Raw genomic sequence first — 25,692 nt, forward strand, 5'->3', positions numbered from 1 at the left:
AATGGAAAGAAAGGTGTTTATTGAATGGAATTAAGCATTCTTGATTTGGCTACTCTCGCTGTAGGGAAAACAGCAAAGGATGTTTTAGAGGATTCCACCAGATTGGCAAAGGCCGGAGAAGAATTTGGTTATACAAGATTTTGGATCGCTGAACATCATAATATATCTGCGCTCTGTTGCCCATCACCTGAAGTTATGCTCGGATACATTGGTGCTAATACTGAAACTATCCGTCTTGGTTCTGGAGCTACACTTCTCCCCTACTATAAACCTTATAAAATAGCTGAAACATTTAATTTGCTTTCATCTCTATTTCCTAACCGAATAGATTTAGGAGTAGGAAGAGGTCCTGGAGGCTCTCCAGAAGCGAAGTTAGCTCTTTCGGATAATTTTTCGGAGCAAGCAAAAAAATTTCCCGATACTGTGAAAGAGCTTAAAGACTTTCTTGATAATAGTTTCCCACATAAACACCCGTATTCGACTATAAATGCTTATCCAATCCCATCAGTTCCTCCACAATTATGGATTCTAGGAACTTCTTTAGAAAGCGCGAGGCTTGCAGCATTATACGGGGTCCCTTATGCATTTGGTCACTTTTTAAGTGCAAACAAAAGCTCAGAAATCATGAATTATTATCATAATAATTTAAAAGGTAAAGAAAGCGGCATTAAACCGAAAACAATTTTTGCTGTTTTTGTGATTTGTGCAGAGACAAATGAACGCGCCCAGGAGCTTGCAAGAAGTGCTTTATTATGGGAGGTACAATTATCAACAGGCATTGGCGATAAAGGACTTCCGTCTTTTATAGAGTCAAACGGCTATACTTTTAGTCGACAAGAGATGGAATTAATAAGAAACTTTAAGAATAAAATGATAATAGGATCACCAACAGAAGTGAAAAAAAAACTAATAGATATACAAAATACATATAAAGTAGATGAAATTATGATCTTAACTAATACTTTCTGTTTTGAAGATAGGATAAAATCATATAAGTTAATTGCAAAAGAAGTGTTTTCCGTGTAATTATTACATAGCCGAATTTAATTTTTTTCAAAGGAGAAGAATAGAGTAGAGGTGATTAAAATATGTAATCCTAATAAATAGTACTCAAATTATATGTAAAGGAGTATATTTTTTGCAAATAAAAACATCTTTCCGTTTTTTATGGATAGGCCAGTCAATTGCAAATTTAGGAGACATATTATATATAGTAAGCATAATTTCAATAGTGTACGAAATCACTGGGTCTGCATTTTATATGGCTCTATTTCCTTTTGTTAATACAGTTTCAAGGTTTATTAGTGGTTTTATTGCTCCTATTCTTTTAGAAAGATATAGAACGAAGCCACTTTTGGCATTTTCACAGTTTGGTAAAACAATCATTGTATTAATGCTCACAGTAAATTCAATCTATCTTTTTTCAATAGATAATATAATTTTCACCTTTGTATTTGTAATGTTTATTTCATTTCTAGATGGGTGGGCTAGCCCTGCTAGAGATTCATTGATTCCCAGGTATTTCGATTCAGAGGAGAAATTGGTTAAAGTAAATAGTTTTCTTTCTATAGTCGATCAGACAATCACTTTAGGAGGATGGCCAGCAGCTGGTATTTTAATCACTCTATTAGGATCAGGTAATCTACTAATTATAACAACTATATTATTCGTTATTTCAACCATTTTTATGTTTTTAATTAAGGATTTAGATAGAATTGAGGATGAACTCAATAAAGACGAACAAGAATCAGAAAAAATGACAAAGAAGGTTTTGCTGGAAGGATGGAATACAATATGGAAGACACCTTCTTTAAGAACAATTACGATTGTAGAATTTACGGAATCCATAGCAAATGTGGTATGGGTTGCAGCTATTCTGTATATCTATGTTGAAGAAGTTCTACAGGTTAGTGAAAATTGGTGGGGATATATCAATTCAAGCTTTTTTGCTGGTTTAATGATCGCTGGTTTTATTAGTTTAAAGTGGTCACAAACAATAACTAATAATTTGAGATTTGTAATCATTAGTGGAGCATTTCTTACCAGTATTACTACACTTATTTTTGGATTAATTTCAACTCCTTGGCTCGCACTTGTCATTTCCCTTTTTTTCGGTTTTGGTAGTCAAATTAAGGGAGTTGCTCAACAAACTATAGTCCAAACGAGTGTTAATTCAAAATTATTATCAAAGGTATACTCTGCACAGGATAGTATCGTCTTTGGAACATTTGGTGTTTCAACTATTTTATTTGGGATATTTGCTGATCAATTTGGTGTGAGATTTACATTTTTATTAGCTGCATTTCTACTTTTCGCTTCAGCCTTTTTTGTCTCAATAAATCAAAAAACACTAAAACATATTAAAAGTGGGGAAATAAATAAGTGATTTGATAATTGAAATAAAGAGCCTATGTCAAAGATTTTAATATTCAATTTGACATAGGCTTTTATATTTTATTATTTTATCAAAATGCACACTTCCTCTTACAAGCTAATATTACCTTGCCCATTATTGGACTAAAGATCAACTAATTGTCCGGATCTGATAGCTTTCTGTATAATGAAGCTCTTGATACATTTGTGATTTCACAAATTTGATTTACAGTCATATTCCCTTCCTTATACAGCTTTACTGCATAATTCATTCCTGCGTGATTTTTATGATACTTCTTTAACCGACCTTTAAATTTTCCTTCTTTCTTAGCCAACTCAATCCCTTCACGTTGTCGCATACGAATAAGATCTCGCTCTAATTGGTTAACACCAGCCATTACCGTAATTAAGAATTGGCTGTATGGATTATCTTCTGATAAATCTAGCCATGTATCTTTTAGTGATTTTAAGCTTCCCTTTTTACCTCGTATGTTATCGATTAATTCAAATAGATCTTGTGTACTACGAGTGATTCGAGTTAAGTCTGTAACATAAATGATGTCATCTTTCTGTAAATTCCCTAACATTCTTTGAAGTTGCTCGCGATCCTTTGTTGCTCCTGAAACTTTCTCTTCATAAATAATATCCATTCCGATCTCGTTCAGCTGCTGAAATTGCCTTGAAGTATTTTGGCTAGTCGAACTGACACGTATATAACCGATCTTTCGCAAAAATACCACCTCACTTTTGAGACAAGTCTTGTGAGACACTCTTAACTATGATTCTATCAGTCTACTTCACTTGTATCAATAGAGTACACTCTATTGATATATAATTGAAGTAATAAATTAAAAAAAACAGAAATGAGATGATGCTAAATGAAAATTGCGAGAGGTAGGGAATTACTTACACCCGAACAGAGACAGGCTCTTATGCAAACTCCTGAAGATGAGTGGGTGCTAGGAACCTACTACACCTTTTCCAAACGAGATTTAGAAATTATAAATAAACGAAGAAGAGAAGAAAACCGGTTAGGGTTCGCCGTTCAATTAGCCGTTCTTCGGTATCCCGGTTGGCCGTACACACATATCAAAAGCATCCCAGATTCGGTCATACATTATATATCAAAACAAATCGGTGCCAGTCCACCTTCACTTAGTCTTTATCCTCAAAGAGAAAATACACTTTGGGATCATTTGAAAGAAATTCGAAGTGAACACAATTTTGTAACTTTTACCCTAAAAGAATACCGAATGACATTTAAGCATCTTCATCAATTAGCTTTGGAAAATGGCGATGCCATTCATCTACTACATGAATGTATCGACTTTCTAAGAAAAAACAAAATCATACTGCCTGCTATCACTACACTTGAGAGAATGGTGTGGGAGGCAAGAACAATGGCTGAAAAAAAGCTATTTAATACAGTTAGTCAGTCTCTAGCAAATGAGCAAAAAGTAAAACTTGAAGAGATCATTACTTCGCAGCATCCATCCGAGTCCAATAAAACGATATTGGGTTGGTTAAAGGAACCACCGGGTCATCCTTCACCCGAAACATTTCTCAAAGTAATAGAACGACTCGAATACATACGGGGAATAGAATTAGAGACGGTAAAAATTAGTCATTTGCATCGCAATCGCCTGTTACAGCTATCTCGTTTAGGTTCAAGATATGAGCCTTATGCATTTCGAGACTTTCAAGAAAATAAACGATATTCGATATTAACCGTCTTTTTATTACATCTTACTCAGGAGCTAACGGACAAAGCTTTTGAAATACATGACAGACAAATACTTAGTCTGTTATCAAAAGGCCGTAAGGCTCAAGAGGAAAATCAAAAACAAAACGGTAAAAAGCTAAATGAGAAAGTTATACACTTTACGAACATTGGACAAGCTTTAATCAAAGCAAAACAGGAAAATTTAGACGTTTTTGAGGTTTTAGAATCCGTTATTGAATGGAATTCTTTTGTCTCTTCGGTGGAAGAAGCTCAAGAGCTTGCACGTCCTGCTGACTATGATTATTTAGACTTATTGCAAAAACGATTTTATTCACTTAGAAAATATACGCCTACGCTATTAAGGGTATTGGAATTTCATTCTACAAAGGCAAATGAGCCTCTTTTACAAGCTGTTAAGATTATCCGAGGAATGAACGAATCCGGAAAGCGAAAAGTGCCTGATGACTCGCCTGTGGATTTTATTTCAAAACGCTGGAAAAAGCATTTATACGAGGATGATGGTACAACAATCAATCGTCATTACTATGAAATGGCTGTTTTAACAGAACTTCGGGAGCATGTACGGGCAGGAGATGTTTCCATTGTTGGCAGCAGACAGTATAGAGATTTTGAGGAATATTTGTTTTCAGAAGATACATGGAACCAAACGAAGGAAAATATGAGATTATCAGTTAGTTTATCATTCGAAGATTATATGATGGAGAGAGCCAGCAACCTTAACGAAAGGTTAAGGTGGTTAGCTTCCAATTTCAACAAGTTAGACGGAGTTTCTCTTGAAAAAGGAAAGCTGTCACTTGCACGCTTAGAAAAAGATGTTCCAGAAGAAGCAAAAAAGTTTAGTTCAAGCCTTTATCAAATGCTGCCAAGAATAAAATTAACTGATTTACTCATGGATGTTGCTCATATAACAGGATTTCATGAGCAATTCACTCATGCTTCCAATAATCGAAAACCTGATAAAGAAGAAACAACCATTATCATGGCCGCCCTTTTAGGAATGGGAATGAATATAGGCTTGAGCAAGATGGCTGAAGCAACACCCGAACTTACATATAAACAATTAGCCAATGTAACTCAATGGCGCATGTATGAAGATGCCATGAATAAAGCCCAAGCTGTATTAGTAAATTTTCATCACAAATTACAATTATCTTCCCATTGGGGAGACGGTACAACATCCTCGTCAGATGGTATGAGAATGCAGCTGGGTGTTTCGTCACTACATGCAGATTCAAACCCACATTACGGAACTGGAAAAGGAGCCACCATCTATCGATTTACAAGTGACCAATTCTCTTCTTACTACACAAAGATTATTCATACAAATTCAAGGGATGCGATTCATGTTTTGGATGGTTTGTTGCACCATGAGACGGATCTAAATATAGAAGAGCATTATACAGACACAGCTGGTTACACAGACCAAATATTCGGGCTGACTCATTTATTAGGATTTAAATTTGCTCCAAGAATAAGGGATTTATCGGACTCAAAATTATTTACAATAGATAAAGCAAGGGAGTATCCAAAACTAGAAGCCATTTTACGTGGACAAATAAATACAAAGACCATCAAAGAAAATTATGGGGATGTTTTGCGATTAGCTCATTCTATAAGGGAAGGAACGGTTTCAGCATCCCTCATTATGGGGAAACTAGGTTCCTATTCAAGACAAAACAGCTTAGCCACAGCCTTACGTGAGATGGGCCGAATAGAAAAAACGATCTTTATTCTTAATTACATTTCAGATGAATCTCTAAGAAGAAAAATACAAAGAGGATTGAATAAAGGAGAAGCCATGAATGGGTTGGCAAGAGCTATTTTCTTCGGAAAACAAGGAGAGCTTAGGGAACGAACCATACAGCATCAGCTTCAAAGGGCCAGTGCTTTAAACATAATTATCAATGCCATTAGTATCTGGAATACCTTACATCTAACAAAAGCAGTTGAATATCAAAAACAATCTGGTAGTTTTAATGAAGAATTATTGCACCATATGTCGCCTCTAGGTTGGGAACATATTAATTTGCTAGGAGAATACCATTTTAATTCCGAGAAAATGGTCTCGTTAGATTCTTTAAGACCATTGAAACTTTCTTAACGTTGTTAAAAATAGGGGAATTGTCTCGGAATTGTGCTTAACGTTGTAAATCCGCATTTTCCTGACGGTACCCCTTATTGTTTGAACTAATTTTTATAAAAATTCTATAGGGTTCCTCCTGGTTGTTAAATGTCTGAATCTCTCCAATAATCTTTGCTTCTGTGATCATAAGGTTTGCTTTCCTTTCACGTAACTGGTAAATAAAAATTGTTGTTTATTGTTCCAATATCTTGAACCTATAATCTCCTGAACAATTTTATTTTTTAATTCCATCACAGACTAGTTACAGCAACACCTGAAGTGGAATTATAAAAATCATCATGCAGCAAATAAACATCACCGTATATGTGATATAAAGATTTATACTCTTCTCTACTCAGTTGATGAGTCAATAGCTTCTTTAAATGATCCATGCATAAATTCCATGTTATATCATCGTTAAATGGATCCAATTCTGAAGCTTCTAATGCCGCTTCAGAGCAACAATCACAAGTTTTATCTAATTTGCTGCTACTTATTTGAGGAGCTGTTTCCTTTAGTGTGATCAACCGCTCGTCACTTGCAAATATTGTTGCATGATTAAAACAAAGGTTCAGCCTGTCTTCTCCATCATTTATTGAAATTAACATCAATTCATTGACACAGTTCTTTTCCATGCATTTCATTGACATCTTGATTCTCCTCCTCTTGATTTGAAGCTTACTTCCTTTTATTTCTTTTAAGTATCTTATAATTTTTATGTGCCACAACGGTGTTTGAGCTCTCCAAACCTAATAGAAACGCATCAGTTGCTGATATATGGTAGAAAAATTAACCTCAAATTCCTTCAATTTCATTTCCTCTGCGGGAGAATAGTATAGAGTCACCTTTACTTGCATGCCTAATTGCCATTTATTTGACCTCCTTTTAAGGGTATAATGTCTTAATTTCAGCAGAAGCGCAAAAAAGCACCAATAAGCCTTAACAGCTAATTGGTGCTTCCAATTTGTTTTCCCGTATAATTTCCAAATCAATTATACCATAATTTTCATAATGAAAAAAGATTTCTTGGTATTTTTTTCTATTCAACTATGTGTATTCCAAAGAGTAAAGGATGAAAGAATCTATTCAATTTGTTGAAAGGCTATTCCTGTTTCAGGGTCATAAAAATCATCATGTAATAAATAGACATCACCATATTGGTTATAAAGCTGGTGAAATTCTTTTGGGCTTAATGAATGTGTCAGCAGCTTTTTCAAATGGGTTTCACAAAGCGTCCACTGCGTATTCTCGGTCGGGAGATGTTCAATCATGTTAATGGCTAGGTTATTGCAACAGCTACAATCAGCCTGTTCCTTTAACTCACTCTTAAGCGGATATCCTTTTTTATAAGTTAATTTTGATTCGTTTAAGGCGTACATTATGGAGTGAACTCCACAAAGAACTTTCACGGTTTGTCCGTCATTGATTTCTTGCACTAACCCACCAAATTGACAGTCTTTCTCCATACAGGTCTTAGTCATCACTATTATCCTCCCTATATTCTTAATATTTTGTAGAACTACAACCATTATCATCAAGGGCAATCGTTCCAGCAAAAAGCCGGCCAAAAGAAAAAAGAGCATAAAAACAATGCTCTTTAAGGTAAATACCGTTACTATCCGTATTTTTATATTTTCATAACAAGATGCTTTAAACTGATTCTCCCCTAGTATCAAGAAAGTTTTTGATTACATGAACTATTTTTTTCCTGACTCTTTTAGATATTTCTCAACCTCATGATTTATATCCCTCGCTAACTGCTCCTGGTTAGCAGGTATATATATACCTTGTCCAGATACCAATCGGCGCTCTTCTAATTGATTAGATTTTTTCTTTGGTTTGCTGCTAAGCGAATATGTTATCGCTATTGCAGCAATTGTTAAGAATAAACCCGCTCCCGCCATATAAGACTGAAATGTTGTAAAATCATTTTTTAGATCTTGCAACCCAAGTCCCGCAGTTTGTACTGCAAACTCATCTTGTACCAACTTATCTAACAAGGATTCCTTATTTTCAATTAAGGCTGCTTGCTTCTTGCTATCAAGGCCTCCTATTTCCTTGTTAAGCAAATATTTTTCTTGTTGAAGCCTTAATAACGATTCCTGATTAGACTGTAACTGCTTGTCCAATTCACTCCCCATATGGGTACTGTAAAAACTGATTAATAAGAAAACAAAGGCAATTGATCCCCATATCCATCCAAAGATTGATTTTCTCATAAGAATTGATTCCTCCTTTACATTAAACGATTTAAATCACTAAGTGTTTTTATTATTATCTGTCCGATTAAAGTATTCTGACATTTATATACTACATATCGGCATTTTTATTAATCTCTCTAACAGAGAGAATTTCATTTGAAACAAAATCCGTTGCTCTTGTTTCTCCTTCTGGCCATAGAATGACAAAAATAGTTCCATCACTCTCATCACACCAAAACCCTCTTACTTCGTAAGTTCTTGTTTCTTCTCCCTCAATTTTAATTTCATAGCATTTTCCTTCCTGCAGTTGCTCCCATGGCTGAACTTTTCTTTTAGTACTCTTTAAATGTTTTGAAGGATTAAATTGAGGGTTGTTTACAAATGGATTAAAGTCCATGTTTTCACCTCCTAAAAAATAAAAAAGCCCTATACCGGCTAATTAATGCTTTAAGCAGCAAAAATTCACCAATATAGGGCGTATTAAATAAAATGGGAAAGTCCTTCTCGCATGAGTGGGATAATAATAAAAACTAGACGTATATATTTATTATATAGAAAATCCTTCCATGGATACAAGCGATTTCTCTGCTAAGTACTGAAACGTTGCTACACCAATTCAAACAATTTTAAGAAATAAATAACTGTATTCAAAATTTGTTCCTCTGATTCCGTATACGGTATATCAACTACAGGTAATCCTAACGACCAACAAAACTCCCTTTTGATTCTATCCCGCTTCATTCTCTCTCTAGACCCCTTAAAACCTCCAAAGTATTCTGATCTCATATATTTATAATGCTGTATCCCATTGAATTCTATAGCAAACAGCGGAAAGTTATTTTGACATATTACAAAATCCAGCCGGAAGTCTCTATCACAACCAAATCGCTTCATAGACACTTCTTTGATAAATTCAATTTTTTGAGATGCCAGTAAATTTGTTATAAACTTGGCTCCATTTGACTCCTTGATTTTCTTTCTACAATGGCTACAAGTTTCACCTCGCTTAACTTTGATTGGTTCAATTACCCACTCATGACCTCTGCTGCATAAGTGTAGTCCTTTTCGTCTCATAGCTTTATACGGACCAACAAACCGAATATCTTCTCTATTCTCTGAAAGGAAGTTTATGTATTTTTGATGGTTTGGAGAGATTGTTTCATTTAGGCCTGTCCTCCAGGTGTCGGTACACCTAATATAAGTATTGCTGCCTTCTTCATTCTTAACTATGAATGCTTTAACTAACTTATTCGTCAATTCTTCTTCCAACCTATCAACATATTCCTGGTATTTTTCTATTTCTGCAGGTTCTTTGGACTTCTTTTTATAAATATGAACACAATTATAAGTATCTTTCACATAGAAGATAATTTTCCCTTCAAACTTCATAGTTGGGACCACCTTTTTTATACATGAAAATAGTAATATATTCCTTCTATTAAAATATATCAAATCAAAGAGGTCGAATAATATCTTAATGATATTTGAAACTCTCGTTTAAAATTAGTTAAATTATTTTATAAGAGAAGCGATAATCCATAAAGGACTATCGCTCTTTTTAAATTTCTTTCTTCTCTGTAATTCTACGTTTAATTAATGTAATAAATATAATTGAATTAACGATAACCGGGACACTTAAAATGAAAAAGAGAGTCCTATTGATACCTAAAACTACAAAAATCAAAAAAACTATTCCAGCAATTAAAAAGCAAACCGCATTAAGTTTAAGTAGTTGCTCATAATTCAACATTCATCACCCTTTGTATGAATTAGTGATTTGAAGATGTAACATATAAACATCAATAAATTCATTAAAGCCTAAATTCTTATTAAACTAAATTACCGCGTTAGTATAAATACAGAAATTCACATATTCTATTAATGAGGCCCTTCAAAAAATTGAAGGGCCCTAAAATTTTTATTCCGCTAAATTAAGAAAATAATTCCGGAAAATTAAGAACAAATTCCGGCTATTAAAGAAAAAATAACATCTTGTGCTAACCCTTATTGGTTTCTATGAAAATTAAGGGCTTCATAAATATTTGAATCTATTGTCACATCATATAGGCCTTCAGCGAAAACCTTCTCTGAACCAGCATCATGAACGGACTTAAATTCAAAGTAATATTGCCCCTCCGGAATGTATGCAAAGTCTTCTCGCCACAACTCCGCTTCCCATATAGTTCCAACTCCATTAACTTTTGTAAATAAAGAAGTTGGAATTTCAACAGGGCCGATAGAACCTCCAAAATCAACAGTTCCAGACACCGACTCTGCAGGAGATGTAGTGAGACGAATTAAGAATTTCTCACCAGCATAAAAGAGCTTGAATGGTCGATTATTTTTAATCCGTATTTCTTCCCACTCAGGAGTGTGATAAACAAGCGGCTCTAAAACAGGATTCACAAAAACATACTGTGTAACAATCTCTGATTTAGCCCCTTCATTATCAGTAACAACCAAAGAAACTTTGTTTCTAAATGAGTTAGTTGGAAACTCTGGGTATTGCTGCGTACTTGATGTTACATTTCCGCTTAAATCCTCAAATGTCCAATTCCATGCTACAACCTCTCCATCGGGATCGTAACTGTTGTCAGGATTAAATTTGACAGTATCTCCATAGGTTAACTGTAAAGGACTCCATGTAAATGATGCTACTGGGATTTCATTTGGCGGCTTCTCCTTAACAGTAATAACCTGGACAGCAGGTACTTCACTTCTCAAGTTATCATTGTCATACACATGAAGCTGAGCCTTATAATCACCTTTAACTGCATTCGTGATTATTGGATTCTTAGCGCTAGAGGTAGTTTTTTGGCCAGCAGGATTTGTAATTTCCCACTCCCATTTCTCTACTGTACCATCCAAGTCAAATGATTTTGAAGGGTCGAGTGTAATAGTATCTCCTTCTACTGGCATTTTCGGTGACCAATCGATTAAAGCAAAAGGTTTTTGTTTTCCAATGATCACTTCAATTCTTACCATGCTTGTATCCGAAAGGGATGGTAAAGGAGCTGGAGGATCATCAAATACTGTCTGATACACGTCATATGTGCCAACACCATATTGACTAAAATCTGTAGGTGGCACCCCAGTTTCCCAGCTATTTATAATATTTCCATCCTCATCAACTTTGTTAATCTTCCAAGAATAATTTATCAATGGGTGCCCATCGATGTCATAGCTAGAATCTTTATACGTAGCTTCCTGGTTTAACCCCAACTGAATTGGATTTGGTGTAAGTGAAAAGACAGAAGTAGGCGGATTATTGTCTAAGATGACTTTAATATTCCGCTCATACAAATCCGAGCGCAAGCTAGGACCAGTTTTCGGAATATCATCAACGGTTAATCCCATTGTATAGGTGCCTTCTCCTAATCCCAACTCAGCGAAACTTTTCGGGAAAGTTGATAATGTTTTTAGAATGGTTGAAGAACCTTGTTTACGAATAGTAAATTGATAGTTCGTTAATGGGTCCCCATCCGGGTCATAACTTCTATCAACGATATTTAAAGGCTGGCTTCGATAAACTACATCCGGTGCATCAAACAAAGCAATTGGTTTTTGGTTCATGCCCATAGTGCTTATCCGCTTGGTTGTGCTGCCATATGCCCCATCAATATCTTTTACTTGGAGCGTTACATCATATATCTTATTTACTTGCAAATTGCTAGGTGGAGCACCATTGTACTTCACTCCATCCACCATATAAGACGTCCATTCGTACTCTACAATACCTTTATCATCTCGATTAAACTGATGTTCAGGGTCGTATGAAAGCTTGGGATCTAAATCCAACCTGTAGTTATCAGCCACATCAATTTTAAAAGTAAAGTCAGCAATTGGGCGCCGGTGAACATTTACCGTATATTCTCTAACGATTTCCTCATCCGACCATTTTTGATAATTATTAAAGCGATTATCACCAAAATGCACCGGGTTGTCCTTGGACCTTAGTTGAATTTTATAGGTACCGACCGCTTTCAATTGAAGTGGAGCACTTACCCAAAAATCACTTTGTGCAATTTTAGAATGTTGGTTATCAATCGTTCTGCCATTTACCTTTGTAGGATCATGAGAAAATTTCCACTCTCTTGCTAGCTCAGGATCATTCTCAAAATCTTCATATGTGACGCTATAATCAATTTCTTCACCTAAAAGGATTGTATGATTCTCACCAGGGTTTGTAACTAAATACTGCCCGATAATGTAATCCTTAATATCCTGTACATTTCTCCCTTTATAGAGGAAATCATATAGCGAGAACTTACCTAATGTTGCAGCAGTTGTGGTAAACCGATCAAAATTGGCACGATTTGAATTATAGGCAAAGTGCCAGAAGAAAGGATTATCCTGCCTCATTTTACTCACAATTGGATTTACCTGACTCGTATCATTCACCCATGTCCAACTTTGATTATCAAACCGAGAATAAACTACATCCGCATTATCTCGATAGGTTTGTGAAACAAAGTTGTCTTTCATTCTCGTTGGATCCGTTTGTTCTGTGGAATTACAACCTTGGTTGTAATAGTATTGAACTTCCCACACCTGATAAGGCTCTTGTTTTTCTAAATAATATGTGTAGGAGTGAACCCATTGATAACGAATAAACGTACAGCTATATACTGTATTATCAGCATTCCAGCTGCAAATTCGGCTATCACGTCCAACTGGATAAGCATCAGCTTCTGCTGCACTCGAGAATGACCCGCTTCCTACAACCGTATAATTGCTTGTATTTTGATAAGAACCGGTATGGACAGTATTTGTAATCGTATAACCCGGTGGCGGACTATAGGAGCCTCCAGGTGGTGAAGAAGAGTAATTTGAAACGGTATTCGATGCTGTAGTTTGGATAGTTCGGTAATAGGTCGACCAACCCCACTGTGGAATGCTTTTAATACATGTTCCATCATTGTCGTATAAGTGGTAAAAATCATTATCTATTACCACTCTGGCATCAATTCCCTTGGTCTTCAGATCTGTTTCTAGACTGGCAGCAAGACTTGCAATCTCATTTCTTTCCGAATAGTCATAGGTATAATACTTATGGTCATAATAACCACCACCATCATTATTCGATGTTCCACCAGGACGATTTCCTGTCATATGCTGCTGACTTGCTTTTGTCAAACCACCAATATCTAATACAAGGTCAACCTTACGATGTGTCTGCATTCCGAAATCAACAACCGGAGGAGTATTTGATACTTCCACTGCTTTATCTTTGTCGATTATGTTAAAGTTGGTTAGCTTTGTGTATTCTGAAACTCGATCGCCGCTATCAACTTTTTCGGTAACATCCCTACGATAATCACCATCGGTAATAAACCTCTGAATGGTTGGCTGTCCAAATCCTTCTACAACTTCTAAGCTAAAACGATAATGACCTACTCGATCAGTTTCGTAATAAACAGTTGTTTCATTTCCACTTGATATAACCTGACGAGAGGTATCCATCGCTGTTCCAAAAAGTCCATCATTATTGGTGTCATATTCCACATACCAAATTCTCTGTTTAATAAAGTCATCGTCTATAGAATTACTAAAATCTTTTAATTCTATAGTTGCCTTTTTGGTTGTACCATCTCTAAGTGCAACCTTTTGATCAACCGTAAACTTAGCTATCGGCTTCTCATCGGGCATGATAGTAATCTTTGTAGTGTAAGGCTCGCTGACTTCTGAATACTTATTGGTTACCGTTATCGTAACCTCATACTCACCTGCTTTTTTAAATAAAACATCTTTTATACCACCATCGGAAGTGTGCTCAATTTTAAAATCCCCCTGTGTGATTCCAGGAGTGACGGGTTTAAAATCCCAAGTAGTAAGATTATAGTTTATTGGTGCTACTCTAATCGCCTTAGTTGCTTTGTCAGAACCATGAGCATTAAAAGAAACTTTTCGGTTTTCTTTTAAGGTCCCATTAATTTCTAACATAGCAGTTGGAGTTGTTGGTAATATCTTAAACGACCTGGCATCAGTGTCAGAAGCCCCAGCATCATCCGTAACCTTCAAAGCAGCATCATGAGTTTCTTCAGCTGTAACACGTGGAAAATTCCTTGAAAAATTTGAAGGCGAGCCGTCTACTGTTAACTCTCTTGAAACAATCTCACCATCTGGATCCGTACTGTTATCTTGAAAAGTTACTGTTTCCGGCCAGTAATATTCTGGCTCCACAAATAAATTTGCAAGCGGAGGAAGATTTTCTTTTGGTTCCTCAGGTTCCACTGGAGGATCGGCTGCAACAACTTTAAGGGTTGCTGTTGCAGATAAGCTTCCATAATCCACTTTGACTGTTGATGTGCCCACTTTTTTACCTACAAACTTCCCTTTGGAAGAGGTAGATGCCAATGAAGTATCAGAAATAGACCAGGTACTTAGCTTGTCCAGCGTCTTATCGTATTCTTTCCCATCAAGCGCACTATATATAGCTTTATAAGTAGCTGTTTCTCCCACTTTAATGGTTTGTGTTGGAGGCTCAATCCTAAGACCTCTTGCATTTGGATCATCCATGATTTTAAAGTCATATTTATACCAAGGAGTGCCCCCATGCCCTAGACCGTCGTCACCCTGTACACGAAGTTTAGCTGTACGAAATCGATAGTAGTGCATATTTGGAATACCTAGAACATCATTATCACGAAAAGCATCATCATAATATTTCCAATGCTCTTTTTTCTCTATATTCCCTTCTTTAGCCCACCTGTTATCCTCACCAGCAACGCCACTAAAATAAAATGGATTACATCGATCTTCAGTCGGCAGTCCTCCATCACAGCCTGACTTTTCTTTTTGTACATCATAGGTTCGCATTTCGTAAACAGGATAACGTAGGATTGAGTGAATGATCTTCCCTTTAGGTGGAGTATATCCTGTTGGTGAGTCGTACCCAATACCACCTAAATCCACACCAGATGCACGGTTAGATTGCCAATTAGCTCTTAACTGGTTCGTGTCTGAACGAACAAAGTATCCATTTATAGATGTTTTATACCAACCAGCTTCATCATCATTAAGATGTGGATAAGACTTGGCTGCTGTCCCGATTTTACTCATTGGTGGATCTGTAGCATTTCCGATGAGAGTAAAAGAGTTTAATAGAAATATGAATAATAAGCCAAAAATACCTATTATACGATATCTTCTATACTTGAACATTCGTATTACTCCTCATGTAATATTTTCACTAGTCGCATTTTATTTTTTGCAGGTGTTTCATACTTAGCAAATTTAGGATTCATCTCAACAAAGTGTCCGCCGCCTACTGCATAATATCCTTTGCCGCTAATTTCTTTATAACCATAAATACGATACTGCTCGCCCATCTTCAAAGTCCGAGCCACGTTGAACTTACCATCCGTTTCCTTTAAAAGTGGAGTATCTTTTAACATGGTTAAACGGCCAATTTGGTTATGTTTTAATTCAGCAACACCCCATCTTACCTTGTCCAAAAGTGGAAAATAACGATTGACTTCATTAAAGACTTTTTGCTCCACATTGACATTTTCATAGAAGTAAGCCTTAACTTTCCAATACCCTGTTGCCATGTTAGGTGTATCTAAGTAGTAGACTCCTTTATTAACTACTTTATCAAGGTGAATACCTAATGCGATAAAACGTTCTCCTTTTTTATTAACTCCCGTATCTTGAAAACCAGAAGTATATTTAGGCCTAGGAAATTCAGGATTTTCATCATAAATAGCACTATAACGATCAAATGCCGCTAAGCCTTTAGCGTTCCCTGGGTCCAAAGCAGAATTAGAATCCATTAGAAAGAATCCTGAAGCCCTCTTTCGTTCAACATTTGCATATAAAGTATCTGAGCCACTTTTAGAATACTTATCTGTCATATACATTTTAAGTATTAAAGTACCTGTTCGATTGCCTAAGTCAATCTTATATTGGCTTTTGTTTAATCCGTATTCATCCACACCTGAAACATAATCAAGTGGTAGATCTACTGGTAACGGAGTAGCAAGAGCACTTGCTTCCACCTTATTAGGGTTTACTAGACCTGAGTTTTCAAATGGCATAACAGCTCCTAAACTTAATGCTGCCGTAACCGCTCCTACTAAAACAACTTTTTTCACAAATAACAACCTCCTAAAATATGGGCGATATAGGAAATTAGGTTTAAACACTTCCTTTCATTTCCTTTAAATTAAGTATAAAGGATTATTACAGAAAAGAAAAAAACACCACAATGCAGAGAATCCTCTGATTGCGGTGCTTCCGCTTTTCAAAATTATAGTTTCCCAATTTTACTCACAAAGTTTTACTACAATTATATTACTATTGTTCTCTCTCGCGTGAATAAAAATGGAAAGATGTATTAATACTTTAAATTATACCAAGAACCGATAGGAAAATCTAACCTTTTTTGTGAAAATCCCCTATTCTTCATTTACAAAATAGGGCTCACAATCTAACTTAAAATGAAAAATGCTGTTTGACTTACTTTAAATTATCTAATTGTTCATTGTAACAACCTTGCTAGATTGATAGAGATGGTCGACTTCGTAGCTGATTCTCTAAACATAAGTAGAATTTCATTTTTACATTTAGTTTTTTCTTTAAGACATTTTAGTAAATGATCATTTGTTGTAAGCTGCTCCCGTCTTTCTTCGTTAATATTTATTGCTAAAAAGATTCCTTTTTTGTATTGATATCTGTGAATGAATTGATCAATTTTCAATATATCCTTTATCATGTCTTCATAAGTCAGCTTTGGGTTAGCTTTGACTTCAATAATTAAGTCCTGATTATCAAATGTATCTGGTTCATGTATTAAGAAGTCAGGATAATATACTCCTTCGGTGCTTTGTATTCCGAATAATTGTTCAATTTCACTGCCTACTTGAGTTTTTCGGAGCTCAGCTTGCAAAATCACCTTCTCATCCAACTGGTTTTCTTCCATAATTTTGCGAAGTTGATGATAAAGCTCATAGCAAAAGACTCTCTCATGATGCATACTCAAATAAGGTATTAACTCTTCCCGCTTTGGATCTTTCGATTCAATTTCATGAGCATTCAGCATGGAATTGATCCAATCCTGATTTCCAAAATAAACTTCTTTAACATTATTAATTGCTTTTCGAAGAAATTTAATATAAGTAGGAATTTCCATGAATATACTTCCCCTTAATTTATTTTAATAATTAATCAAATCATTCTAGATAGGTTGGATCCAATCCTTTTTAAATTTATCGGTCATTAGAAGAAACTTCACATATTCCAAATAAAAAAACCTAAAAGTTGAGTTCCGATCAACCTTTCCTGTAGGTTAGGAACAAATTTAGAAAAAATCATGGATATTATAAGAGTCCATTTCGTAAGATTATAAAAAATTCGGTCCTAAAATTGATTTTAGAATTTCCTTTCAAGTTAGCATAAAAAGAAAAACGCTTTGCTCCTCAATGAAGCAAAGCATTGGCAACCATACAATAGCAGCTACCTTATTTCCTTCTTGATCCATTTGAAAACTGCCTCTTCCGAGATAAAGAGGCCCTTCAAAAAATTACTTAAAGGGTCTCGAGAATTTTAATTCCGGAAAATTATAAGATTCCGGATATTATTGAAAAATAACATAAATTTTGTATAGACTCTAGTGATTTCTGTGGAAATTAAGTTCTGAATACACATTACCCTGTATCTCGATTAAATAGTTTGCAGCAGCTTCTACTCTTGGATTGTCAACAGGATGTATAGATCCAAAATCAAACATGTATTGACCTTCTTCAATATAGATAAAATCCTCTCGCCACAATTCCGCTTCCCAAATATATTCAAATTCACCCTTACTGATCAGCTTAAATTTGGTGGAAGGAATATCTACTTTTCCAACTTCACCTCCAAAATGAACACTTCCCCATACACGTTGAGCTGGAGTTGAGGTTAATCTAATAATGAACTTCTCTCCTGCATGGAAGAGATTTACGTCAGAAGGGAAACCTTCATCCATCCACTTCCTATTCCACTCAGGTGTGTGAGTTACTAAAGCATCCAAAGCAGCAATATCGACCATAATTATCTCGGTAACAGCATCTTTTGAACCATTATTATCAGTTACTTCAAGCGTTACATCGTATCGCTCTGTCCTGGCAATAAAGGTAGGCTTTTTTTGTGAGCTTGTCTGTATGGAACCGTTGTCTGCTCTAATCGTCCATTTCCATGCCACTATTTCTCCATCTAAATCGTAGGAACCATCTGGGTCTAGTTGAACAGACTCACCCAAGAAAGGTTTAAATGGGTCCCAAATGAATGCAGCAACCGGCGGTAAATTTGGTGGCTTCGGCTGTACAACTATGTCTTGTATTGAAGGGACTCTAGAACGTATATTGTCATTATCTCGTACATGAAGAGTAACTTCATAAGTGCCCACCACTGCATTGTTTATCATCGGATAATGACTGCTGGAAGTCGTAGTTGTGCCGTTTGGTGCTTTAATAGTCCATTCCCATGCTTGAACAGTTCCATCCGGATCAAATGATTTATCAGGGTCTAATTTAATATTATTCCCTTCGATTGCGGGCTTAGGAGTGTAGTCGAATAAAGCAAAAGGTCTCTGTGGCCCCATTACAACTTCTACAATCTCAGAATGTGTCCCGCTCAATGAAGGCAATGGATAAGGCGGATCATCAAATACTGTTTGTGTGACTCGGAATGTCCCTATTCCATATTCCCGCCAATCTCTAGGAGGTACTCCAGTGTTCCATGTTTGAGTAACATTGTTTTCCTCATCAAGTTTTTCAATAGTCCAGGAATAATTTTTTAAAGGATGACCATCCGGGTCACTGCTAAGGTCCTGGTAATTATTCAATTCATTTACCAATAGTGGAGCGGGAGTTAGCTTAAAATTAGACACTGGTGGTCTATTCTCAATAACCTTTATTGTCTTCTCAAAAGGATCCGATGTTAAGGACGGTGGGATTTTAGGAATATCCCTAACTGTTAAACTCACAATATAGCTTCCAGCTCCTAACCCCATTTCTTTGAAACTCTTTGGAAACTCTGTTACGTTTCTAAGGATTGTCGTTTCACCTTGCTTGCGAACAGTAATCTTATAATCAGTTAATGGATCACCGTTTGGATCGTAGCTCCTATCTACAATATTCAGGTCCATAGTATCTACTACTATATCAGGAGCATCAAACAGCGCAACTGGCTTAATATTATACCCTTGTGTGCTGATTCGTTTTGTGACAACGCCATAAGCTCCGTCAATATCCTTAACCTGAAGGGTAACGTCATAATCCTTGTTAATTGCCAATCTGGATGGAGGAGCACCATTATAGGTATTACCGTCAACAGAATAACTTACCCATTTATGCTCCACAATCCCTTTATCTGGACGATTGAATTGATGATCCAAGTCATAAGAAATTGATGGATCCAAACTTAAATCTAATGTTCCAGGGTCAATACTATAAGTAAAATCTGCTATTGGCCTTCTATGAACATTAATTATATATTCTCTTTGTACTTCTTCATCTGACCATTTACGGTAATTGAAAAAGCGTTCATCTCCATCATATATAGGGTCATCTTGAGCTCTTAATTGTACCCGATAAGTCCCTACTTGTGTAAGCTGCAGCGGAGAATCGATATATAATCCGCTTTGAGGTATTGGACCTGCTGGTGCATTGTCTATGACCCTTCCATTTATCTTTGTTGGGTCATGAGAATATTTCCATTCTCTTTTTAATTCCGGGTCATTTTCGTGGTCAGTATAATTTACGGTGTAATCGAGTTTGTCACCTAATACAATTGTTGTATTGACTCCATCCTCTTCCATAAAATATTTATTAATAATGTAGTTCTCAACATCTTTTACATTTTTATTGAGATATTGAGAATCATAAATCGAAAACTGGCCAATACCAATGCCTCCTTGAATTACTCTTTCCGCATTGGTTCGGTTACCTGCGACAGCCATATTCCAGAAGAAGATACTATTGCTTTTCGATTTATTGGTAACTAGATTTACCTTCGAAGTGTTACTTATCCAATCCCACGGCCTTTTATCCATTCTAAGATACAAATTTTGAGCACCGGCTCTATATGTTTGACTGGCATATGAATCCGTAAAATCAGTAGTATTCACTTGTTCGGTAGAATTTAGCCCTTCATTTTGGTAACTGACTATTTCAAACCGATAGTCAGGAAAGTATTTTCGTAATGATGCCGTATACCTTGTTCCTGTTTGAGATAGAATTTCACTACCTGGATCAGAACATGGGGGGGCATGTGAATGTTCCTTTCCTCCATTAGGTCTATTATCAAAATAACACCAGGTTACTTCATAAATTGGTGTAGAGGAACTTGAAGTGACTTCCCAATCTCCACTATAAGGAGAAGTTCCTGAATAGCTGCTGTACTGGTAGCTTCCATAATCTCTCCAGCCCCAGACCGGTACGTTTCGAACACCCACACCGTCTGTATCCGGTTGTTTATAATAAGCATTATTAAACGTTACTCTTGCATCAATGCCTTTGGCTAAAAGATTTGCTTGAAGGGTTGATGCGTACGAGGTTAATCGGTTCTTATCCGCTTCATCATAAGTATAATATTTATGATCGTACGTTCCACCGCCACCACCGTTGTTAACGCCCGCCCCAGGTCTAGAACCTGTTTGGTGTTGCTGCGTTGCTGTATCCATTCCGCCAAAGTTTAAGACAACATCAATTTTATTCTGTCTTCGCACTCCAAAATCAATAACTGGATTTACATTAATGATTTCGACTGATTTATCATATTCCGGTAAATTAAAGTAATCTGGTAGCTGATAAGTTGCTACCTCTCCTGATTTATCAATTATACCGGAGGAGTCCCTCAAATAATGTTCATCCTGGATAAATTCAGGCAAAGTTTCTTGTCCAAATTCTTCTACAACTTCTAAACTAAATCGGTAATTACCCACTTTATTAGATTTAAATTGGACGGTTGTTTCATTTTTGCTTGAGATTATTCTTTTTGGCTCATCCTGCGGAGTTCCAAAGAAACCATCATTATTACTGTCAAAATCTATATAATAGATTCGTTGTTTAATTTTGTCTTCATCCGGAGAAGTACTACTGTCTTTTAGTGTTATAGTAGCATTCTTTCCCCCGTTTATATCCCGAATGGCCTTCCCTGCATCAACAGTAAATTGAGCAAGAGGCGGCCGGTCAGGTTCTACAGTAATAGTTTTGGTAGTGGGTTCTGAGGTTTCTCCGTATTTATTTGTTACAGTTAAAGTTATTTCATATTCACCTGGTTCTCTAACTAAAAAATCCCTTTTTGAAGGGTTACTGCTATTTCGGATAAAGATTCCCTGTTGCCCAACTCCCTCCGTTAAGGGTTTTATTGTCCATTTTGATAATGAATAATCAATTGGGGCGACATGAACAGGCGATACTTTATTAGAAAGAGTACCATCTAATGATATTCTTCGATTTACTTTAGTTGTACCTGTGATACTAAACTCTGCTTTTGGTGTTGTCGGCAAAATCTTAAAGTCTGCAGAATCTGTATCTGAAGCTCCTTGATCATCCGTTACCATTAGTTCTACAGTGTGATCCTCAATTTCTGTTACTCTCGGAAATTTCTTTGGATTTGTTGAATGCTGTCCATCAACTGTTAAGTCTCTAGAAATAATTTCACCGTCTGGATCATAACTATTATCCTGGAATGGTACTTCTTCAACCCAGTAATAAGAAGGTTCAACGTTTACATCAGCAATTGGAGAAAGGTTGGGCTTTTCTTCAGGTTCGGGTGGAAGTTCCACATCTCCAGCAGCAATAGTTACCGCCATAGTTGCTGTAGTAGTTCTTTCAATTCCATCTGTTACTTTTAGCGTCAGTACATGTTTCCCTGTTTCTGTGATTGAAATCGATTCATATAACTTTGTTATCTTATCCTTAAACTCAACACCGGATTTAAGTAGTGTGTTTCCCTTATAAATTTCGTATTTAATAAATTGAGAGTACGGATTAAATTCTTCTGCATTTATCTCAACATTAAATTTTTCACCTGACTTTGCAGAAGAAGGACCTCTTATACTTCCCACTGGAAAGGAAGTTGTAAAAACTTCTAAATAATCATTTCCGGAAGAATCTTTTCTGGCTACCACCTCAGCCCCAGCATGTCGAGCAATCTCTACAGAGTGATAACGATTAAAAGATGTATTATCCTTTAGTCTCTTTAAGGATACTGGTTGTGACATTCTTTCTACATAACTTGGGTTCCCATTCCAAACCTTCCCCCAGCGATACAACGTACTTTTATGGGCAAATGTACGTCCTAAGTGGTAATTTTCATATAATCCATCACCTGGGTTAAAATCAATCGGCCTAAGAAATCCCATATTTCCAACGTAAGTTCCTTGGAATGATGCAGGATCAGTCTTTTCTTTTGTATATACTGGCCACACTCCTTCATACCTATAATGAGGAGGAATTACTACTCCGTCAAAACGAGGAGATGGTTCGTATATCTCTTGGTTATTCGGTTCAGGATATATCGTCATACCGTCATGATAGTGAGGCACAGTTTCAGCAGCCAAGTTTCTATGACCTGAAATATTTATCATGGTAAGGAAGACTAAAGATATCCCTATAAAGCGAAATTTTTTTGAACCTATTATTAGCTTCATGAATAGCTACCTCTAATTTTTTCTATAGTCTTCAGGCAAAGGGAAATTGGCAATTTCAATTCTTGTAATATCTTCTCTCTTTCTTACATCTACTCCCGTATAAGTTCTTGTAAATAGGCCTAAAAGATTTGCAGATTCTCTTATAGGAACCATGAATTTTCCATTCTTCATTTCAACAGCAGTACTTAATTCTTGTGATATCCCATTAACAAAAACCTTTTTTGAACCAGCTGTGAATTCAACTGTATTTTTTGCCTTTACAATCAATTTATTAGAAGATACTTTTACATCAACTTGACCTTTTAAAATCGTTTCTATCTCAACAAACGCTTTGTTATTTTTAAAGTAAGATAGATTAGTTAATCGATTAATAAGTACATTATCTTTTACATAAGTGGCAAAATCGTTACTAGCTAAATGAAGATCTATAGAAAAATCACCTGTTTTCTCAGGATTAACCGGAAGGATTTCATCATCAACAAAATCTATGTTTTCAATATAGAATTCTGATGATCTGTAAGCTTTGCCATTGTAATGAATTGTTTCAGAGTAAGGGTAGTCTAGTCTGTATTGCATTAAAGAAGCATCTTTCTCCGAATCTAAATATTCATTAAATGTGTTATAGGATTGATTAAAATATGAAACATATCTATCGATAAAACTTGTTTGATAAATTTCCCCGTCCCCTCTCGAACGAAATGCAAATTTTTGCTCCCCATATTTTGCTTTAAGTTCAGCAGCTGTCATTTCTGTATCTTTCTTTTGTGGCGGTTCTACTGGTTTTGTAGATGCTATTGTTTGCAACATGTTATAAATTGAAACTACTGTTCCAACGCGCGTCCCACTTGTTGCTGGCTGAAATTTATTAGAGTTCTCTGCTGACCCCATAATGCCGTATGCAGCCATCCTTTTTACACTCTCTATAGCATAACCACCAATACTTCCAGCATCAGAATAAGGTAAGGAAACAGTTTTTGTATAATTTCCTTTTAACTGCAAAGCACGATCTAACATCACAGCAATATCAGAACGGCTAACAGGTAGATCTGGTCTAAAAGTACCATCCTTGTAACCTTTAATAATGCCAGCTGTCGCCGCTTTATTGATTTCTGTATATAAGGAATTACCTGATTTGACATCTTTAAAGGTTATATTAGATGCTTTTAAATCCAAAGCCCTTGCAACAAAGGCAGCAAATTGTCCCCTTGTTACAACCTGGTTAGGCTTAAAGGTACCATCTTCAAAACCAGAAATTACCCCTTTTGATACAAGGTAGTCAATTTGCTTTAACGCATGGTAATCACTAGGCAGGTCTTTAAATGAAGATGCTGCCTCTACTACAGCTACCTGTTCATTAAAAGGAATTGGTACTATTCCTGCAACCGTTAAACTAGAGCTTAAAACCATTGGTAAAATTAACTTTTTCATTTTTTGCACTCCCTCTCGTTTAATAATCTAAGTATAATGAAGATTTTGGAAAAAGAAAAAAACACCAACAATCAGGGATTCCCCTATTGCGGTGCTTCCGCTTTTGAACATATAGTTCCTAATTTACTCATTTATGTATGCAGAACTGAAGAAGACTTATAATATCTCTTCCTCGCATGAGTAAGATTTGGTAAATTAGTAATTATCTACTATTATACCAACTACCTCACAGGAATATCTACATACAAAATTCTATTATTAGTATTTATACTCTTGTATAGTCACATACCTTTGATATTCATCATCAAATCTTACTTTTGCCTCTATAACACAAACAATGCTTGGCCCAAAAATAGGCCTTTCAATATCAATGTTTAATAAAGGATTGCTGTATTTATAGGTAAATGGAAAAGTAACTGGTAAACCTGAATCTGAATCAATAAAATTGTGGTCTATATATACTGTCTCAACAATTTTTAGAGGATCAGTTATATATGACCCTTCTTTTGGAGATAGATCTTGATTTAGTAATAGGTTTTTACTTAATGTTAAATGTATTGTATCTAATGCAACAGCTTCATCGAATTCAATTATTCCATCCGCTACCTTTTCATTATCAATCTGTAAGGCACCATCATGAACAGCATGCTTTAAGGAATAATTGACTTTTTCATAAGTAGTATCCAATATAAAGTACTTAATTTGCGAGATCGTTAATCCAAAAGCTATAAAACATATGCCAATTAAGAAGTATAATGCCTTCATATTTCACCAGCTTTAGTTAATATATTCACTCATACGAGTTGCTGAGCGAACGTGATATAAATCGCTACTATAATCTTTGTCTGAAAGGAATAAAGGTTTAAATAAGAGAAAATAATATTTATTGGGCACTTTTATTGTTGCTTCTACATATCCACCTCTCAGGGTTACAGATTGTGTAGCATTTATGTCAATTTCATTGTCTTGGTATCCGATGCTATTTAGCTTCTTCTTCATTTCCAGTAGAGTTTCTGGAGAATAATATCCCTCAATTGCAGCTTTTTCAGTGGCTCTTTGGACAGTAATTTCAACCGCTTTCCCTCTGGTTTCCTCCATATAATTCAATATAGGCTGTAAAAGAAAAAAGACTAATATGGGGAATAGCATTGTAAATGAAATTAATTGTTTCATAGTATTATCTCCT

The 25,692-nt window shown here is 35.8% G+C and carries 16 protein-coding genes; 3 read left to right on the forward strand and 13 right to left on the reverse strand.

Annotated features, from left to right (window positions below):
- The first annotated feature begins 24 nt into the window (after positions 1 to 24).
- Positions 25 to 1,026, forward strand: a complete 1,002-nt coding sequence (locus tag NR125_RS16705) for an LLM class flavin-dependent oxidoreductase (RefSeq protein WP_009335985.1) — start codon at positions 25 to 27, stop codon at positions 1,024 to 1,026.
- 112 nt (positions 1,027 to 1,138) lie between these two features.
- Positions 1,139 to 2,386 carry an MFS transporter gene (locus tag NR125_RS16710; RefSeq protein ID WP_009335986.1) on the forward strand — a complete coding sequence of 416 codons (1,248 nt, stop codon included), beginning with the start codon at positions 1,139 to 1,141 and terminating at the stop codon, positions 2,384 to 2,386.
- 142 nt (positions 2,387 to 2,528) lie between these two features.
- Here the strand turns inward: NR125_RS16710 and NR125_RS16715 are convergent, their stop codons facing one another.
- Positions 2,529 to 3,104, reverse strand: coding sequence for a recombinase family protein (locus tag NR125_RS16715; protein ID WP_009335987.1), 576 nt, complete (start codon positions 3,102 to 3,104; stop codon positions 2,529 to 2,531).
- A gap of 147 nt (positions 3,105 to 3,251) precedes the next feature.
- Here NR125_RS16715 and NR125_RS16720 point away from each other — a divergent pair, with 147 nt between their 5' ends.
- Positions 3,252 to 6,218 (forward strand): Tn3 family transposase, encoded by a 2,967-nt coding sequence (locus NR125_RS16720; protein WP_256815747.1) that lies wholly within the window; start codon positions 3,252 to 3,254, stop codon positions 6,216 to 6,218.
- A 272-nt stretch (positions 6,219 to 6,490) separates the two neighbouring features.
- Here NR125_RS16720 and NR125_RS16725 read toward each other — a convergent pair whose 3' ends face one another.
- The 12 genes from NR125_RS16725 to NR125_RS16780 all read right to left on the reverse strand — a co-directional run bounded on the left by NR125_RS16725 (position 6,491) and on the right by NR125_RS16780 (position 25,679).
- Positions 6,491 to 6,889 carry a hypothetical protein gene (locus NR125_RS16725; RefSeq protein WP_035332668.1) on the reverse strand — a complete coding sequence of 133 codons (399 nt, stop codon included), beginning with the start codon at positions 6,887 to 6,889 and terminating at the stop codon, positions 6,491 to 6,493.
- Between the two features lie 432 nt (positions 6,890 to 7,321).
- Complete coding sequence (locus tag NR125_RS16730) at positions 7,322 to 7,723, reverse strand: hypothetical protein (RefSeq protein ID WP_152539716.1); 402 nt, start codon at positions 7,721 to 7,723, stop codon at positions 7,322 to 7,324.
- A gap of 213 nt (positions 7,724 to 7,936) precedes the next feature.
- Positions 7,937 to 8,458 (reverse strand): hypothetical protein, encoded by a 522-nt coding sequence (locus NR125_RS16735; RefSeq protein ID WP_035332665.1) that lies wholly within the window; start codon positions 8,456 to 8,458, stop codon positions 7,937 to 7,939.
- 91 nt (positions 8,459 to 8,549) lie between these two features.
- Complete coding sequence (locus tag NR125_RS16740) at positions 8,550 to 8,837, reverse strand: hypothetical protein (protein ID WP_035332664.1); 288 nt, start codon at positions 8,835 to 8,837, stop codon at positions 8,550 to 8,552.
- A 209-nt stretch (positions 8,838 to 9,046) separates the two neighbouring features.
- Positions 9,047 to 9,829, reverse strand: a complete 783-nt coding sequence (locus NR125_RS16745) for a DUF2726 domain-containing protein (protein WP_206842705.1) — start codon at positions 9,827 to 9,829, stop codon at positions 9,047 to 9,049.
- 615 nt (positions 9,830 to 10,444) lie between these two features.
- Positions 10,445 to 15,604 carry a PKD domain-containing protein gene (locus NR125_RS16750; protein WP_206842708.1) on the reverse strand — a complete coding sequence of 1,720 codons (5,160 nt, stop codon included), beginning with the start codon at positions 15,602 to 15,604 and terminating at the stop codon, positions 10,445 to 10,447.
- A gap of 5 nt (positions 15,605 to 15,609) precedes the next feature.
- Positions 15,610 to 16,536 carry a hypothetical protein gene (locus NR125_RS16755; RefSeq protein WP_206842710.1) on the reverse strand — a complete coding sequence of 309 codons (927 nt, stop codon included), beginning with the start codon at positions 16,534 to 16,536 and terminating at the stop codon, positions 15,610 to 15,612.
- 386 nt (positions 16,537 to 16,922) lie between these two features.
- Positions 16,923 to 17,573, reverse strand: a complete 651-nt coding sequence (locus NR125_RS16760; protein WP_206842712.1) for a hypothetical protein — start codon at positions 17,571 to 17,573, stop codon at positions 16,923 to 16,925.
- 477 nt (positions 17,574 to 18,050) lie between these two features.
- Entirely contained in the window at positions 18,051 to 23,078 is a 5,028-nt protein-coding gene (locus NR125_RS16765; protein WP_256815751.1) for a PKD domain-containing protein, read from the reverse strand.
- A 12-nt stretch (positions 23,079 to 23,090) separates the two neighbouring features.
- Complete coding sequence (locus tag NR125_RS16770) at positions 23,091 to 24,506, reverse strand: S-layer homology domain-containing protein (RefSeq protein WP_206842739.1); 1,416 nt, start codon at positions 24,504 to 24,506, stop codon at positions 23,091 to 23,093.
- Between the two features lie 258 nt (positions 24,507 to 24,764).
- Positions 24,765 to 25,271, reverse strand: a complete 507-nt coding sequence (locus NR125_RS16775) for a hypothetical protein (protein ID WP_206842742.1) — start codon at positions 25,269 to 25,271, stop codon at positions 24,765 to 24,767.
- 12 nt (positions 25,272 to 25,283) lie between these two features.
- Positions 25,284 to 25,679 (reverse strand): hypothetical protein, encoded by a 396-nt coding sequence (locus tag NR125_RS16780; RefSeq protein WP_035332138.1) that lies wholly within the window; start codon positions 25,677 to 25,679, stop codon positions 25,284 to 25,286.
- Positions 25,680 to 25,692: the final 13 nt, after the last annotated feature.

This window comes from Cytobacillus sp. Bac17, assembly GCF_024519925.1.
Classification (GTDB): Bacteria; Bacillota; Bacilli; order Bacillales; family Cytobacillaceae; genus Cytobacillus; species Cytobacillus pseudoceanisediminis.